General features: G+C 64.9%; 13 protein-coding genes and 1 tRNA gene. 9 read left to right on the forward strand and 5 right to left on the reverse strand.

Going from position 1 to position 15,974, the window contains the following annotated elements; translation table 11 throughout:
* Nucleotides 1-9 precede the first annotated feature (9 nt).
* Together ASD72_RS02625 and ASD72_RS02630 are read right to left on the reverse strand one after the other, a co-directional pair.
* A complete protein-coding gene (locus ASD72_RS02625; protein WP_056878390.1) occupies nucleotides 10-873 on the reverse strand; it encodes a 3-hydroxyacyl-CoA dehydrogenase in 864 nt (287 codons plus the stop codon).
* Nucleotides 873-1,529 (reverse strand): TetR/AcrR family transcriptional regulator, encoded by a 657-nt coding sequence (locus ASD72_RS02630; protein ID WP_200948798.1) that lies wholly within the window; start codon nucleotides 1,527-1,529, stop codon nucleotides 873-875. The genes ASD72_RS02625 and ASD72_RS02630 overlap by 1 nt, the downstream gene beginning before the upstream one ends.
* 377 nt (nucleotides 1,530-1,906) lie before the next feature.
* On the opposite strand from ASD72_RS02630, the gene ASD72_RS02635 reads away from it, so the two are divergent.
* From ASD72_RS02635 to ASD72_RS02675, 9 genes are all read left to right on the forward strand, one after another.
* A complete protein-coding gene (locus ASD72_RS02635) occupies nucleotides 1,907-2,140 on the forward strand; it encodes a hypothetical protein (protein ID WP_056878392.1) in 234 nt (77 codons plus the stop codon).
* A gap of 744 nt (nucleotides 2,141-2,884) precedes the next feature.
* The gene (locus ASD72_RS02640; protein WP_056878393.1) at nucleotides 2,885-5,452 is read left to right on the forward strand and encodes a TonB-dependent receptor; all 2,568 of its coding nucleotides are present in this window, start codon (nucleotides 2,885-2,887) and stop codon (nucleotides 5,450-5,452) included.
* Nucleotides 5,453-5,580: 128 nt separating this feature from the next.
* Nucleotides 5,581-6,072 carry a CinA family protein gene (locus ASD72_RS02645; RefSeq protein WP_056878394.1) on the forward strand — a complete coding sequence of 164 codons (492 nt, stop codon included), beginning with the start codon at nucleotides 5,581-5,583 and terminating at the stop codon, nucleotides 6,070-6,072.
* Nucleotides 6,073-6,158: 86 nt separating this feature from the next.
* A complete protein-coding gene (gene lexA / locus ASD72_RS02650) occupies nucleotides 6,159-6,800 on the forward strand; it encodes a transcriptional repressor LexA (protein WP_056878395.1) in 642 nt (213 codons plus the stop codon).
* Nucleotides 6,801-6,993: 193 nt separating this feature from the next.
* Entirely contained in the window at nucleotides 6,994-8,031 is a 1,038-nt protein-coding gene (gene recA, locus ASD72_RS02655; RefSeq protein WP_056878396.1) for a recombinase RecA, read from the forward strand.
* A 28-nt stretch (nucleotides 8,032-8,059) separates the two neighbouring features.
* Complete coding sequence (gene recX / locus ASD72_RS02660; RefSeq protein ID WP_056878496.1) at nucleotides 8,060-8,566, forward strand: recombination regulator RecX; 507 nt, start codon at nucleotides 8,060-8,062, stop codon at nucleotides 8,564-8,566.
* A gap of 93 nt (nucleotides 8,567-8,659) precedes the next feature.
* The gene (alaS, locus tag ASD72_RS02665; RefSeq protein WP_056878397.1) at nucleotides 8,660-11,311 is read left to right on the forward strand and encodes an alanine--tRNA ligase; all 2,652 of its coding nucleotides are present in this window, start codon (nucleotides 8,660-8,662) and stop codon (nucleotides 11,309-11,311) included.
* 155 nt (nucleotides 11,312-11,466) lie between these two features.
* Nucleotides 11,467-11,676: a carbon storage regulator CsrA gene (gene csrA, locus ASD72_RS02670; protein ID WP_056878398.1), complete on the forward strand. Its 210-nt coding sequence runs from the start codon at nucleotides 11,467-11,469 to the stop codon at nucleotides 11,674-11,676.
* Nucleotides 11,677-11,752: 76 nt separating this feature from the next.
* Nucleotides 11,753-11,845, forward strand: a tRNA-Ser gene (locus ASD72_RS02675).
* 1,708 nt (nucleotides 11,846-13,553) lie between these two features.
* Here ASD72_RS02675 and ASD72_RS02685 read toward each other — a convergent pair.
* The 3 genes from ASD72_RS02685 to ASD72_RS02695 all read right to left on the reverse strand — a co-directional run bounded on the left by ASD72_RS02685 (nucleotide 13,554) and on the right by ASD72_RS02695 (nucleotide 15,968).
* Entirely contained in the window at nucleotides 13,554-14,027 is a 474-nt protein-coding gene (locus tag ASD72_RS02685; protein WP_235577907.1) for a helix-turn-helix domain-containing protein, read from the reverse strand.
* 62 nt (nucleotides 14,028-14,089) lie between these two features.
* On the reverse strand, nucleotides 14,090-14,359 hold the full coding sequence (locus tag ASD72_RS02690) for a hypothetical protein (RefSeq protein ID WP_114229172.1): 270 nt from the start codon (nucleotides 14,357-14,359) through the stop codon (nucleotides 14,090-14,092).
* A 244-nt stretch (nucleotides 14,360-14,603) separates the two neighbouring features.
* Nucleotides 14,604-15,968 carry a hypothetical protein gene (locus ASD72_RS02695; protein WP_056878399.1) on the reverse strand — a complete coding sequence of 455 codons (1,365 nt, stop codon included), beginning with the start codon at nucleotides 15,966-15,968 and terminating at the stop codon, nucleotides 14,604-14,606.
* Between the last annotated feature and the right edge of the window lie 6 nt (nucleotides 15,969-15,974).

Below are 15,974 nucleotides of genomic sequence, written 5' to 3' on the forward strand. Positions count from 1 at the left end.
TTGTAATGGTCAGGCAACTGGTCGGTAGACGTAGAAGCCCTCGCCGGAAGCGACGCCGAGCTTGCCTTGGTCGAGGTAGTTCGCCTTGAGCCAGGCGGCGAGCTTCTGTGCGTGTTCGTTGCCTTGCACGAGGATGTTGTAGGGTGTGCTGAGGCCGATCACGTCGTAGATCTGGAACGGCCCCATTGGCGCACCGGTGGCGATGCGCCAGACCTTGTCCACGTCGTGCGGGTCGGCGTAGCCGCCGGCTGCCAGTTCGGCGGCCGCATTGAGCAGCGGCACCAGCAGCGAGTTGAGCACGTAGCCGGCCTTCTCCTTTCTCACCGGGATCGGCACCATGCCGATGGCGACGGCGAAGCCGACCAAGGCGTCGAACACCTTCGAGTCAGTGTCTTCGGTGCCCATCACCTCGGCGGTGTTGTACTTCCAGATCTCGTTGGCGAAGTGCAGCGCGAGGAAGCGGTCGGACCGTCCGGTGGCATCCTTCATCGCGCTCGGCAGCAGCGTGGAGGAGTTGGTGGCGAAAATGGTCTTCTCCGGCGCGAGCTGGCCCAGCCTGACGTAGGTCTTCCGCTTGAGTTCGAGTACCTCGGGAATCGCCTCGATCACGAGGTCGGCATCGGCCACGGCCGCGCCCAGGTCCGTGTGGAAGGCGATGCGCGCCAACGCGGCGTGCAGCTTGTCGCCATCGGCGCCGGCCACTTCCTGTTCGTAGGTATCGGCCAGCCCGTCCAGACGCTGCCGCGCTCTGCCTATGGCTGCGGCGTCGATGTCGTAGACCGACACCTCGAAGCCACTATAGGCGGTCTGGAATGCGATCTGCGAACCCAGCACGCCCGTGCCCACTACCGTGACCTTGCTAATGCTTGCCATCAAGGCGCTCCTTTCGTGGTGTCTGTTGCCAAGCCCGCAAAATACCCATCCACGATCTGCCGGACCTGTGCACGCACGTCGTCCATCGGGGCATGGTCGGGATGGGCGCCGGTGGAGGCGCGCGAGACAGCCAGGTGCGCGGCGCCGAATACCGAAATGCTCGCCACGCGCGCCAGCTCCGGGCGTGCAGGCAAACCGCGCGCGGCAGCCTGCTCGAGCAGGCGCGCGGCCACGGCGGCCTCCAATCTGGCGAGCAGCGCCAGGCCTTCGCTGCGGTACTTCTCACCCGGCGGCCCGAACATCAGCTGGCGCTGGTAGACCGCCAGGTTCTCCGCGTGCCGGTGGCCCAGGTGCAAGATCGGCGTGACCATCTCCACGACTACGTCCACCGGATCGCGCAGCGCACGGGCCCGTTTCGCCCCCTCCGTCAGGCCTGCGTGCAGCGCTTGGTTGAGGACCATCAGCAACAGTTCGTCCTTGGAGGCGGCGTAGCGGAACAGCGTGCCCGCCGCCACGTCGGCCCGCTCGGAGATCGCCTGGGTGGTGACGCAGGAATAACCGCGTTCGTCGAACAGCCCGGCGGCCGCCTGGAATATGCGCGCCTGCTTGTCCGACATGTTGCGGTCGCGACGCCCCGACCGGGGTGCCGATGTCATCAATTTCATGAAAGCCACAAAATAACTGAGTACGCTCATTAATGAGCATACTCTTTTTTTTTGAGCGTCGCTGCCTCTCTGAAAGCGCCTGACGTCCTCCGGCGCTTCGCGCATCAACGAGCGAAGCCGCCTTCCCGTGCTGCCCACGCGCTGAGGACGCCGGCCAAGCCTCCAAGTAGCCGCGCATCAGTTCCTCGAACCAGTCCAGGAACACCGCCCGCCGCCGCAAGTGGGTCAGTTCTGGATGCGCGCCAACAACCTATGCCATCCAGAGCCAGCTTGACGTTTGACCACGGCATCCAGGACGCCGTTGATCTGGTCAACCATTTCGACCGACTCAATACCCAGTCACCACCGCCGGAGAATGAAGTCTGGCGATGGCTCTGGCCGCGTTGGAGACCTATTTCGAAGACCGGCTCGTCGAGGCCGTCGAGGCCGTGGCCGGGTCATGGGAGTCCCATCTGTCCGTGTTCATGCGAGACAGCTTGGCGAACGACCTCAAGTACTTCCATACGCCAAGTGCCGATCGGGTACGGCCGCTGTTTAAGAAGTACCTAGGCGTGGACATCACCGAGGGATGGAAGTGGAACAAGATGGAGCCGTTGCGATAACTTCACTGTCTCTTCGGTAATCAGGAGCTGCAATGCTACGGCTTGACCTCTCATGCCTTGAGACAGGGCTTGGTCTGCTGCTGCCCAATGTCATCTAGCCCCGTCTATCTAGCCACGGCCACGAGAAGAAGCGCGTGGCTAGATAACTGCCCACTTTCAATCATCCGTGGGTCTTCCGGATGGGAACTGACTGGTTAGCGGGGTGTGTTTTTAGGTCCAACCAGAGTGAGCCGGAGTGGCTGGAAGAAAAATAGCCACGATCTAGCCAAATGCTGTTAGATTCTTCTCGCAACCCGTCTAACCGATTGATCTAACTGCATATTCCGGCAGTTCTGACTTGCACGTCCGATTGTGCTTCATCAGGGGCGTGTGTTCCGACTTGTCTTTGCTCACAAGGCCTGCGGGGAAGGGGAGTAAAAAAGGACGCTGATTGTAGCCGCTGGCCGCGCTTGCGCCGGGTACGCGAGCATGTGCGCCGACGGGGACGCCAACGTGCAGCGGGTGCGTAACGGACCGCGGCGTAATGCTGGTTCCGCACGATCGTTCGAAAAATCAGTGGGTTATCCGTGCCAAAGTGATGGCCTGCGTATCGACGCAGTGCAGAATGCCGCGCTGTGAAGCGGGTGTTAATTTCGCGTTGACGCAAGGGGAGTTGCGTTCGTCATCGGCGGCACCGCCGCTCGTCAACATCGGGATAACTGCAAGCACCCGTCGCTCAGAACATGACCCTTGGGAGGGGAGAACATGGTCACTGCATCGCCCAGGCACAAAGCGCTTTCGCTCGCCGTCTTCGCTGCGCTCTGCGCCAGCTCGCATGCCTACGCGCAACAGGCCGCCGCACCGGCGGGTGAGGAAGAACCCACCACGCTCGCGACCATGACGGTCACCGCGCAGAAGCGCGAGGAGGCCATGCAGGACGTGCCGATCGCGGTCACCGCGATATCCGAGCAGTTGCTGCAGGACACCGGTGTCCGCGACATCAAGGACCTGCAGGTCCTGGTGCCCGGCATGACGGTGACCAGCACGCAGAGCGAGGCCATCACCACCGCGCGCATCCGCGGCATCGGCACGGTCGGCGACAACGTGGGCCTGGAGTCCTCCGTAGGCGTCGTGATCGATGGCGTCTACCGCCCGCGCAACAGCGTGGGCTTCGGCGACCTCGGCCAGCTCGAACGCATCGAAGTACTGAAAGGCCCGCAGGGCACCGTGTTCGGCAAGAACACGTCGGCCGGCGTCATCAACGTCGTGACCCGCCGCCCCAGCTACACGCAGAGCGCCGAAGGCGAAGTGACCGTGGGCAACTACGGCGCCATGGGTGTGTCCGGCAGCTACAACGACGCGCTGGGTGAAGCCGGTGCGTTCAACATCTACGCGGCCAAGCGCAAGCGCGATGGCTGGATGGACGTGCGCACCGGCAGCGGTCCGCGCCAGGAAACCGACGACTACGACCAGGACTTCCACACGGTGCGCGGCAAGCTGCTGTTGGAGCCGAGCGAGAGCCTCGACATCCTGGTGGCCGGCGACTACACCAGCCGCGAAGAGAACTGCTGCACCGCCGTGCAGACCACGGTCGGCGCCACCGCTGCCATCCTCAACCGCCTGGTCGGCGGCCAGGCGGTCGCGGCGCCTGGCGACGATCCGTCCGATCGCGTGGCCTACAGCAATCGCCCGACCACGCAGGACATCAAGGACAGCGGTGTCTCGGTGGAGGTCAACTGGGACTCGCCGTGGTTCGGCGACGCGACGCTGACCTCGATCACTGCGCAGCGCAAATGGGAAGCCATCAACGGCCTGGATTACGACTTCAGTACCGCCGACATCCTGTACCGCAATGCGGACGAGGATGAGTCCTTCACGGGCTTCGATACCTTCAGCCAGGAGTTCCGCCTGACCGGGTCGACGGACCGGGTCGACTGGATGGTGGGTGCGTTCTATTCCGACGAGGACCTCGATCGCACCGAAACCTATCGCATCGGCCCGCATTACGAGCCTTATCTGTCGGTCGCGCTGCTGTCGATCATCAACCCCGCGCTGGGTACATCGCCGACCGCGCCGCTGTTCCTGTCGCAGGCCACCGGCCGTCCGTACGGCACGGTGTTCGCTGGGTTGGGGGCACTCGACACCTACAAGCAGAATGCCAAGAGCACGGCGCTGTTCACCAACAACACCTGGCACGCCACCGACGCCCTCGACATCACCCTGGGCCTGCGCTACACGCGGGAAAAGAAGCAGCTCATCTCCAACTACAGCAACCCGAACGGTGGCGCGGGCTGCGCCGCGATGCTGGCCAACCCCGCACAGGTCGTGGCGGCGCTGGTCGCACGCGGTCTCACGGTGGCGCAAGCGTCCGCCGCGGCTCCCACGGTGGTGGGCTACGGCTGCCTGCCGTGGGCGAACCCGCTGCACAACGCGGCAACGCGCGACACCGTGCAGGAGCGTGAAGAGAAGGAATGGTCGGGCACGGTGAAGGCGGCCTACCGCTGGAACGAAAACATCATGACCTACGCCTCGTTCGCGCGCGGCTACAAGGGCGGTGGCTTCAACCTGGACCGCGTGCAGTCCTCCAACGGCCTGTCCAGCGGCGGTACCGGCATCCTGCCCGTGCTGGACACCTCGTTCCCGGGCGAGTTCGTCGACAGTTATGAGCTGGGCACCAAGACCACCTGGCTGGACGGCAACCTGCTGCTGAACGCCACGCTGTTCCACCAGAAGTACGAGGACTTCCAGCTCAACAGCTTCCTGGGCACCAGCTTCGTGGTGCGGTCGATTCCGGAAGTCACCTCGCAGGGCCTGGATGCGGAACTGCTGTGGCAGCCGCGCTCGATCAAGGGCCTGATGTTCCAGAGCGGCCTGATGTACGCCGACACCAAGTACGGCGACGACATCCCCGGCGGCGATTTCGTCGCCCCGACCGGTGCGCTGTACAAGTTGCCCGGCGCGCAGATGAGCTTCGCGCCGAAGTGGTCCGGCTCTGCGTCCGTGACGTACGAATGGGACGTGGGCAATCTGACGGCGCGCTTCAACATCGGCGCCAAGTACGTGTCCAAGTACAACACCGGTTCCGACCTGGATCCGGAGAAGATGCAGGACGCCTACACCGTGGCCAATGCGCGTTTCGGCATCGGCGCACAGGACCAGCGCTGGATGCTGGAGTTCTGGGGCACCAACATCACCGACGAGGATTATGTGCAGGTCGGTTTCGATGGCCCGCTGCAGAACGTGTCGCCGGCACCGAACAATCCCTTCAACACCTTCAACGCCTTCCTGGGCGCGCCCCGCATGTACGGCGTGACCCTGCGCGTCCGCTACTGATCCCCCTTCGCTGATCGTGGCGAGCGGCCCGCCCCCTGGCGGGCCGTTTTCTTTCCGGCGCTTGCTGCGACGCGACAGGCGACGGTCAAATCGGCTACAACACGCATACCCCACCTGCAGGAACCCCGATGTCCGCTCCCTCGGATGAAGTGCTGCGCGTCCTCGCCCAGGCGCTGGGCGAACGGCTCCGGCTCGCGCGCGACCACCTGGTCACCGCAGAAAGCTGTACGGGCGGGTGGATCGCCAAGTGCGTCACCGACATCGCGGGTTCTTCGGACTGGTTCGACTGCGGCCTGGCGGCGTACAGCTACGAGGCCAAGCAGGCGCTGCTGGGCGTACGTCCGCAAACGCTCGAGACGCACGGCGCGGTCAGCCGGGAGACCGTCATCGAGATGGTATCGGGTGCGCTGGTCAACTCGGGGGCGAGCATCGCGGTGGCGGTGACCGGCATCGCCGGCCCCGGCGGCGGGAGCGCGGACAAACCCGTTGGCACGGTGTGGATCGGTTGGAAGCGGCGCGGCGGTTACGCCCGCGCAGAGGTCTTCCACTTCGATGGCGATCGCGACGCGGTGCGGAGACAGACGGTCGCCAAGGCGCTCCAGGGCTTGGAGTTGCTGTAGCGGTCGATCCTCCGGCGGGCGCTTGCGTACAGGGGTCCGCTCAAGGCTATTGCCAGCCCGGCCAGTTAGTAGTAATACTACTAACCATGGACCTGACCGATACCCAGACCGCCATCCTTGCCCTGATAACGGAGCGGCTCGAGGCCGAAGGCATGCCCCCGTCGCAGGCCGAGATCGCCAAGGCTTTCGGCTTCAAGGGAGTCCGGGCGGCGCAATACCACCTGGAAGCACTCGAACTGGCGGGCGCCATTGAACGTGTGCCGGGACGGGCCCGCGGTATCCGGGTGCTGAAAGCACTGCCGTCGCCTCAGCCGGACCTCGCTTTCCCAGCCGCCAACGAAGACGCGCTGCGCATCCCCGTGCTCGGCCAGGTGGCCGCGGGCGCGCCGATCGGGGCCGACGCCGACCACCACGACTATGTGCTGCTCGACCGTGCCTTCTTCGCCCCCGCGCCGGATTACCTGCTGAAGGTCAAAGGCGATTCGATGCGCGACGAGGGCATCTTCGACGGCGACCTGATCGGGGTGCACCGTACCCGCGATGCGCGTTCGGGTCAGATCGTGGTGGCGCGCATCGATGATGCGATCACCGTCAAGCTGCTGAAAGTGGGGAAGGACCGCATCCGCCTGCTTCCCCGCAATCCCGACTATGCGCCGATCGAGGTCTTGCCCGACCAGGATTTCGCCATCGAAGGCCTGTACTGCGGCCTGGTGAGGCCGAACCGGTGAGCCGGGGCGAACCTCGGCCGTCGTATTCGACCGGCATCGCCGTGCGGCAATTCCCGACCATTCCATGCGGCTGTCGCCGATCCACTGCGGCGAAGCAGGCCGTTACCGTCTTCCATGCCCGCCCCGTCGCAGCCTGTGCGATGGAAGCCCCCCACACTGATCGCACCTGACCACTTTGACGAGGACCCCGACGATGGACGAGAACAAGAAGCGTGCCCTTTCCGCCGCACTGACCCAGATCGAGCGCCAGTTCGGCAAGGGCTCGGTCATGCGCATGGGCGATAAGGTGATCGAGCCCGTCGAGGTCATCCCCACGGGCTCCCTGATGCTGGACCTGGCGCTGGGTATCGGGGGCCTGCCCAAGGGTCGTGTCGTCGAAATCTACGGCCCTGAGTCCTCCGGCAAGACCACGCTGACCCTGCAGGCCATCGCCGAATGCCAGAAGCAGGGCGGCACGGCGGCCTTCATCGATGCCGAGCACGCGCTGGACCCGGTCTATGCCGCCAAGCTGGGCGTCAACGTGGATGACCTGCTGTTGTCGCAGCCCGATACGGGTGAGCAGGCGCTCGAAATCGCGGACATGCTGGTCCGTTCGGGTTCCATCGACATCGTGGTCATCGACTCCGTCGCCGCGCTGACCCCCAGAGCTGAAATCGAGGGCGAGATGGGCGACCAGTTGCCCGGCTTGCAGGCGCGCCTGATGAGCCAGGCCTTGCGCAAGTTGACCGGTAATATCAAGCGCTCCAACACGCTGGTTGTCTTCATCAATCAGCTGCGCATGAAGATCGGCGTGATGATGCCGGGCCAGAGCCCGGAAACCACGACCGGCGGCAACGCGCTGAAGTTCTATGCCTCTGTTCGCCTGGACATCCGCCGCATCGGTGCCATCAAGAAGGGCGACGAGATCATCGGTAACCAGACCAAGATCAAGGTGGTCAAGAACAAGCTGGCTCCCCCCTTCAAGCAGGTGGTCACCGAGATCCTGTATGGCGAAGGCATCAGCCGAGAGGGCGAGCTCATCGACATGGGCGTGGAGGCCAAGCTGGTCGACAAGGCGGGCGCCTGGTACGGCTATGGCGGTGAACGCATCGGGCAGGGCAAGGACAATGCGCGGACGTTCCTGCGCGAGAATCCCGCCGTAGCAGCCAAGCTGGAGGCTGAGCTTCGCGAGAAGTTCCAGCCGGAAGAAGCCAAGCGCGATCAGGATGCCGACGACGACAGCGACGATTGAGTGCTGATGGCGCAAAGAGGTGTTCAGCGTGGCAGATGAGAACGCGGGCGGTCGCAGATCGCGTCGCCGGGCTGCTGAGCAGACACCCGTGCAGCGAGCCTTGGGCCTGCTGGTGCGCCGGGAACACTCCCGGCGCGAACTATCCCGTAAGTTGACCGCCCGCGGCCTGGACGCGGCCGAAGTGCGATCGGCCGTGGATCGGTTGGAGGACGAGGGTTGGCAGAGCGACACGCGCTTTGCCGCAACCCTGGTCCGCAGCCGGGCCGCCGGTGGCTATGGCCCGCTGCGGATCCGGGCCGAACTATCCACCCATGGGCTGGATCGTGAGGCGGTGGAAGCCGCCATGGCCACCTTCGACGGCGACTGGACCGAAACGGCGTGCGACCTCGTCCGCCGGCGTTTCGGTCCGGTCGATCCGGCCGATCTCGCACAACGGCGCAAGATCGCCGATTTCCTGATCCGCCGGGGCTTCGACGGCGCAAGCGTCAGGGCTGCCAGTTGGGCGGGGGCGGAGGACTGGGACGGAGCAGCCTGATAATCTAGTGCATTGGGTTGCTTCCGCCCGGCCGCATCCGCATGTAGCGGGTATCGCGGCGCCAGGATGCGCCTTCCAGCCAATGCCTGCCAGATGACCACGCCCAAGACCTTCAGTACCCGCCAGATCCGCCAGGATTTTCTCGATTTCTTTGCTGGCAAGGGGCACACCATCGTGCCTTCCGCCTCGCTGGTGCCCGGCAACGACCCCACCTTGCTGTTCACCAATTCCGGCATGGTGCAGTTCAAGGATGTGTTCCTGGGCGCCGAGAAGCGCAGCTATGTGCGCGCGGCCGACGTACAGCGCTGCCTGCGCGCGGGTGGCAAGCACAACGACCTGGATTCCGTGGGCTACACGGCCCGCCATCACACCTTCTTCGAAATGCTGGGCAACTGGTCCTTCGGCGACTATTTCAAGAAGGAAGCCATCGCCTGGGCGTGGGAACTGCTGACCGAGGTCTGGAAGCTGCCGAAGGAACGCCTGCTGGTCACGGTCTACCAGACCGACGACGAAGCCTACGACCTCTGGCACAACATGATCGGCCTCCCGCCTGAGCGCATCGTCCGCATCGGCGACAACAAGGGTGCCCCCTACGCGTCGGACAACTTCTGGCAGATGGCCGACACCGGCCCTTGTGGCCCGTGCACCGAGATTTTCTACGACCATGGCGATCACATCGCCGGTGGTCCGCCGGGCTCTCCGGACGAAGACGGTGATCGGTACATCGAGATCTGGAACAACGTCTTCATGCAGTTCGACCGTCAGCCCGACGGTACGCTGGTGCCGTTGCCCGCGCCGTGCGTCGATACCGGCATGGGCCTGGAGCGCCTTGCCGCAGTGCTCCAGCACGTCCATACGAACTACGAGATCGACCTGTTCCAGACGCTGATCCGAAAGGCGTCCGAGCTGACGGGCACGAACGACCTCGAGAACAAGTCGCTCCGCGTCATTGCCGACCACATCCGCGCGTGCAGCTTCCTGATCGTCGACGGTGTGCTGCCTTCCAACGAAGGTCGTGGCTACGTGCTGCGCCGGATCATCCGTCGAGCGCTGCGTCATGGCTGGATGCTGGGCGTGCGCCAGCCGTTCTTCCACAGGATGGTCGGCACGTTGTCCGAGTTGATGGGCGATGCCTATCCGGAATTGCCGGCTGCGCGCGATTTGGTCGAGAGGGCGCTGAAGGCCGAGGAAGAGCGCTTCGCCGAGACGCTGGACGCGGGCATGCGCATCTTCGACGACGTCGCATCGCGCGTGACCGATGGGGTGATTCCGGGCGCGGATGCCTTCCGCTTGTACGACACCTACGGCTTCCCGGTCGACCTGACCGCCGATATCGCGCGCGAGCGTGGGCTGACGGTGGACATGGTCGGCTTCGACGCGTCCATGGAGCAGCAACGGGAGACCGCGCGCGCGGCCGGCAAGTTCGCCTCCATTACCGGCTTGCCCGCCGAACTGGTTGCGCAGATCTCGCCGACGGTGTTCCTTGGCTACGACCAACTGGATGCCGGTGGCCTGCAGATTGTCGCGCTGCTGAAGGACGGTCGTCCGGTGGCATCCGTCGGGGCGGGTGACGATGCGGTAGTGATCCTCGATCGCACGCCGTTCTACGCCGAAGCCGGCGGCCAGGTCGGTGACACCGGCGTGCTGGCCGAGCAGGGCGTCGAATTCGATGTCGCCGACACGCTCAAGTTCGCGGGCCAGTTCCATGGTCACGTCGGTCGTGTCGCCAAGGGCGGGCTGAAGGTCGGCGACCATGTGGTTGCCTCGGTCGACGCCACTCGCCGTGCCAGCACCATCCTCAACCATTCGGCGACCCACCTGCTCCATGCGGCCCTGCGCGAAGTGCTGGGCACGCATGTCCAGCAGAAGGGCTCACTGGTGGCGCCGGACCGGCTTCGCTTCGATTTTTCGCATTTCCAACCCATGACGGCCGGCGAATTGGCCGAGATCGAGCGACGGGTCAATGCGCAGATCCGGGCCAACCATCAGGCCGAGGTCCATCACATGGGCATGCAGGAGGCGCTGGATTTCGGTGCCATGGCGCTCTTCGGCGAGAAGTACGGCGAGCACGTCCGTGTGCTGAAGATGGGCGGGTACTCCACTGAACTCTGCGGCGGCACGCATGTCGGCCGCACGGGCGACATCGGCCTGTTCAAGCTGGTCAGCGAAGGTGGCGTGTCGGCGGGTGTCCGCCGCATCGAAGCCGTCACGGGGCAGGGTGCGCTGGATTACGTGGCCGACGAGGAGCATCGGTTGGCCGAGGCTGCCACCTTGCTGGGCGGCAACGCGACCGAGCTGGTCGAGAAGGTCCGTGCGCTGGCCGACCGGCAGAAGAAGCTCGAGCGTGAACTGGAGTCCCTGAAAGCCAAAGCTGCTTCCAGCGCTACGTCCGACCTGGCCGGTGCGGCTGTGGACGTGGCTGGCATCCGCGTTCTGGCGTCGCGCCTGGAAGGGTTCGACGCCAAGGCGCTCCGCGATGCGGTGGATCGTCTGAAGCAGCAGCTCGGCGACGCGGTCATCGTGCTGGCCGGTACCGCGGACGGCAAGGCGGCCCTGGTCGCGGGAGTGAACGGCGCCGCAACCGGACGGGTCAAGGCGGGGGAACTCCTATCCCACGTCGCCAGTCAGATCGGGGGCAAGGGCGGTGGCCGCCCGGACCTCGCCCAGGGTGGTGGCGACGACGGGCCCGCCCTTGCCACGGCCCTTAACGGCATTCCTGAATGGGTTCAGCAGCGACTCGGCTGATTTGCCCACCTATTGGACCATCCGGTGCTTGCGGCCGCGTATCTCCGGCCGCTAACATGCTTTAGGTTCATGAATGTACCAGGAAGCCGCCGACCCCTTTTCACGGGGCAGGCGCGCCCCCGGCACTATCCTTTGCCGGATTACGGAGAAGAAACATGTTGATCTTGACCCGCCGTGTCGGCGAAACCCTGATGATCGGCGATTCGGTCACGGTGACCGTGCTTGGCGTGAAAGGCAACCAAGTGCGTATCGGCATCACCGCGCCCAAGGACGTGGCTGTGCATCGCGAAGAAATCTATCAGCGCATCCAGCGTGGCGAAGAGATCGGTTCGCCATCGGCGTCCGAGAACGTCACTTCGGAGTGAATATGTTTGCCGCCTGCGCGGCGAGCCGCTATTCTATGCGGCCGCTGCAGCACGGCTGCAGCGTGCGACAAAACCCGGAGTGATGCCCGAGTGGCCGAAGGGGCTCCCCTGCTAAGGGAGTATAGGGTCAAAAGCCTTATCGAGGGTTCGAATCCCTCTCACTCCGCCATTTCAGTCCCATAGTGGGCACGCCGATTCCCGCCGATTTCCCGCTAGAGACCGAAGTGAGGGTGCGGAGCAGTTCGCCCTTCGATCCCATNCTCCGCCATTTCAGTCCCATAGTGGGCACGCCGATTCCCGCCGATTTCCCGCTAGAGACCGAAGTGAGGGTGCGGAGCAGTTCGCCCTTCGATCCCATGATGCGGACATGGCTCTCCCCGACCTCGACGCGCTGGGCGAAGGCGCGCAGATGATCCCGCCGATAGCCGCCACCGTCCTGACGTAGACGCTTGCGAGCGGCGGTCGCGAACTTGCGGAGCGCCGCCGGGGTGACGGCCATGCTGCCGGAGCTTTCGAGCTGGGCCTGAGCGCGCTCGGAATCGGCCTGCGCCTGATCGCGCAGCGCCCGGAGTGCCACGACGCGCTCCTTCAGCGCCGGATCGTTCAGATCGGCCACGCCTGATTCGATCGCCTCATAGAGCCGCTTCAGCCGAAGCTCGGTCTCGGCCGCACGGCGGTTCAACTCGGCGATATGCTCGCGGCGGCGATCGGCCCGCTCTTCGCGCCGGTCGAGGATCGAGGCCAGGATGTCCTCCAGCCGCTCGGGCTGGAGCAGCCGGTTCTCGATATGGTCGCAGACGATGGCGTCGAGCTGTGGCATCGGGATCGAGCGGCCGGAGCAGCCGGTCTCGCCCTGCCGCGCCTTGATCGAGCAGGTGTAGTAGCGATAGCGTCCGCCCTTGCCGGTGCGGATGGTCATGGCCCCACCGCACTTCTCGCAAAAGCAGATGCCCGTCAGCAGGGTCGGCCCGCTGACCACCCGCGGCGGCGTGACCTTCGGATTGCGGATGCGCAGATGCTCCTGCACCGCGTCGAACGTCTCCTGATCGATCAGGCGCGGCACCGGCACCACGACGATCTCGCTGACCGGCTTCAACTCCTTGGACTTGGAGCGCTTGTTGAACTCGTGCTCGCCGATATAGGTGCGCCGGGTCAGTATGCGGTGAAGCTGGCCGATGCCCCAGCGCCCGCCGTCGCGCGTGAAAATGCGGTTGCGGTTGAGATAGTTGACGATGGCCTTGACGCCCATCGGCCCGGAGCCGCCTTCGCCCTGGAGCGCCAGCCGATAGATCAGTCGCACGGTGTCGGCGTGCAGCGGGTCGATCTCCAGCTTTTTCTTGGTCTTGGCGCCACGCTGCTCGGCGGCGATGATGCGATAGCCGATCGGCGGCAGCGCGCCGTTCCAGAAGCCCTGACGGGCATTCTCCTTCAGGGCGCGCATGACGTGCTTGGCGTTCTCCTTCGACTGATATTCGTCGAACAGCGCCATGATCTGCCGCATCATGACGTGCATCGGATCGTCGCCGATCTCCTGCGTGATCGAGACCAGCTTGACGCCGTTCTTCGCCAGCTTGCGGACGTAGAACTCCAGCTCGAAATGATCGCGGAAGAAACGCGAGAAGCTGTGAACCACGACGACATCGAACGGCGCGGGCTTCGACGTGCCCGCTTCGATCATCTGCTGGAAGGCCGGTCGGCGGTCGTTGGTCGCGGTCGCACCCGGCTCGACGAAGGTTTCGACGAGCTGGTAGCCGCGTGATACGCAATAGGCTTCGCCCTGCCGCTTCTGGTCCGGGATCGACACGTCATGTTCGGCCTGCCGCGCCGTCGAGACGCGCAGATAGAGGGCGGCGCGGGTGGCGACCAAGGGAGCTTCTTTATTCATGGATGGTCTCCTTCGGACGTGAGGATTTGCGGCGTGGGCTGGCGAGCGCCAGTTCCAGCATGACGCGATCATGGACGAGTTTGGGGGCGAGTTTCTTGCCGCTGCGCTCCATGCGGATCAGGCCATAGCCGACCATTGCTTTCAGCGTGCGGGAGAGATTGGATTTGGCGCGGCCCGTCAGCTCGGCCAGGGCGTCGAGCGACTCCGGCTCCTCTTCGGCGATGAGGCGCAGCATCTCGCGATTGGGCGCGGACAGCACCTTGGAAAAGGATTCCGTCGAGATGAACCAGATCTTCGGATCATCGGGCGACGGCTTTTCCTCGCCGCGCGCGATGCGCAGCGTGCGGGCCTTCATCTCCCCGGTATCGGCGATGCCGACCTTCAGCGTGGTCATGGCGTAGAAGCCTCCGTCGTGGCGCTTGCCGACCGGACGAAGGCGCCAGATGGCGAAGCGGATATTCGCCATTTCAGTTATCATAGTAACATAATTTAATCAAGGAAAATCGCCTGCCGTTGAGGGGAGACGGATCAGGCGGACTTGCCGAACAGTTCATCCAAGATGTCACCGAACCACGCCTCGAACAGGTCGATTTCGGCCTCCGTCACCGGCACGCGCTCGGGCCAGTCGTCGGAGACCGTCCAGTGGGTGAGCGACGGATCGACCGGCCGGCTTTTGACTGATGCGGGAGGCGCGGCCTCTCCTTCGGCTTCGTCTATATAGTCGTAGAGGTCGTCGGGCAGAATGCCGGGGGCGGCACGCGCCTGACGCCGGGTCTTATGATCTTGGCGCCGAGACATGAACTCACCATCCGGTTCGATAGGCAGGCGTCGGTTCCCCCGATCGGAAGGCGCGGCAAAGCGCCGCCCGATGATCCTGCCGATGGTGGCGTGGGTTTGAAGTCAGCATGTTCCGATACCTCGTTCGTGGTTCACGATCGCAATGATGCCGCTCTCATCAAAAAGGCCGCCATGCCGAGGGGGAGCGGCATGGCGGCCTTCCCGATGACACCGGGGCGGCTCCGGCGTCATCGGTAGCGGTGGCTCAGCGGCTGGCGGTGAGCGTGTTGACGGCCTGGTTGCCGATGGCGGTGGCGGTGAGGCTGTTGCCGGCGATCGTGACCAGGCCGGCATTGACGCCGCCGGTCATGGACGCGCCGAAGTGACCGACGACGGTGGCCGAGACCGGACCACGATTGACCTGCACATTGCTGACCAGGGCGACCGGCTGACCATTTCCATTGACGGTCGCGCCGTTCAGCGCGGCATTGCCATAGGCGGACGCAGAGCCGGTATTGTCGGTGGCGCCGATCCGGCTGTCGTTGGTGCAGCCGCAGTTGAGCGCGACGCCTGCGCCGGCAACAGTCTTCGCCGTGACCGCGCCAGTGTTCACCTGTCGGTTGGAGAGCACTGAACCGGCGATCGGCAGGGAGACGGACGCCCGCGCCAGCATCGGCACCTCGCCGCCGCCCGGATAGTCGCCATTACCGACACCACCGGAGACGGTCATGCGATTCTCCGCGACATTGCCGCGCGCCAGCGATGCGGCGCTGTTACCCTCGATGCCGATAGCCGACCCATAGGCTCCGCTGCCGGCGACGCCGAACGCCGCCTTGGTCGTCGAACGGACCTCGGCATCGTTGCTCTGGCGGTTATCGAGCACGGTGCGCCCGCCGGAAACACTCGCTGCCGTCGCCGTCAGGCTGTTGAGCGCCCGGTTGGCGGTCGCCTCGGAGGCGGTGCTGTTGCTCTCAACGGTCGCGCGCGACGAGGCAATGGGCGATCCGGCGTTGCCGACGCCGATCCGGCTGGATGCGCTGGTCGTGACCTGGCCGGCTGCACGCTGGCGGCTGCCGAGCTGCACATCGCCGGACAGGCCGACCGTTTCGACCGTCAGACCATTCGAGGCATCGTTCATGCGGGCGAGCGCGGTGTTGGCGTTGTCCGACAGGGTAACGCTCGATCCGCCGATCTCGCCGGGAACCGCAACGGTCATGCGGGACGTAGCCTTCACCGCGCCGTTACCAGTCTGGCGATTGGACAGGACGGCGAACGGCGTCGGCTCATAGGTGCCACCGCCCTCGGCCCGCACGGTCTTCGCGGTCAGCGTGGTCGTAGCGGCATTACCCGCAACTTCCGCCGACTGGCGGTTGCCGGAGATGGTGAGCGCGGAATCACTCGCCGACGCCCAGCCAGTGGAAACGCCATAGCGGCCATCGGCGGTGGCGGTCGTCGGGATCGGCTGACCTTCGCTGCTCCATGCCTGTTCGAGTTTCTGGTGATTGGCGGCGGTATATTGGCCCTGAAGCTCGGAAGCGCCGGCGGCGCTGCCGATCAGCGTGGCGAGCATCGCGACGGCGGTGCCGGCGAGAAGCCCGCGCGCACGGTGGGAATGGATACTGGTCATCATGGTCTC

It is taken from the genome of Pseudoxanthomonas sp. Root630, from assembly GCF_001427585.1.
Classification (GTDB): domain Bacteria; phylum Pseudomonadota; class Gammaproteobacteria; order Xanthomonadales; family Xanthomonadaceae; genus Pseudoxanthomonas_A.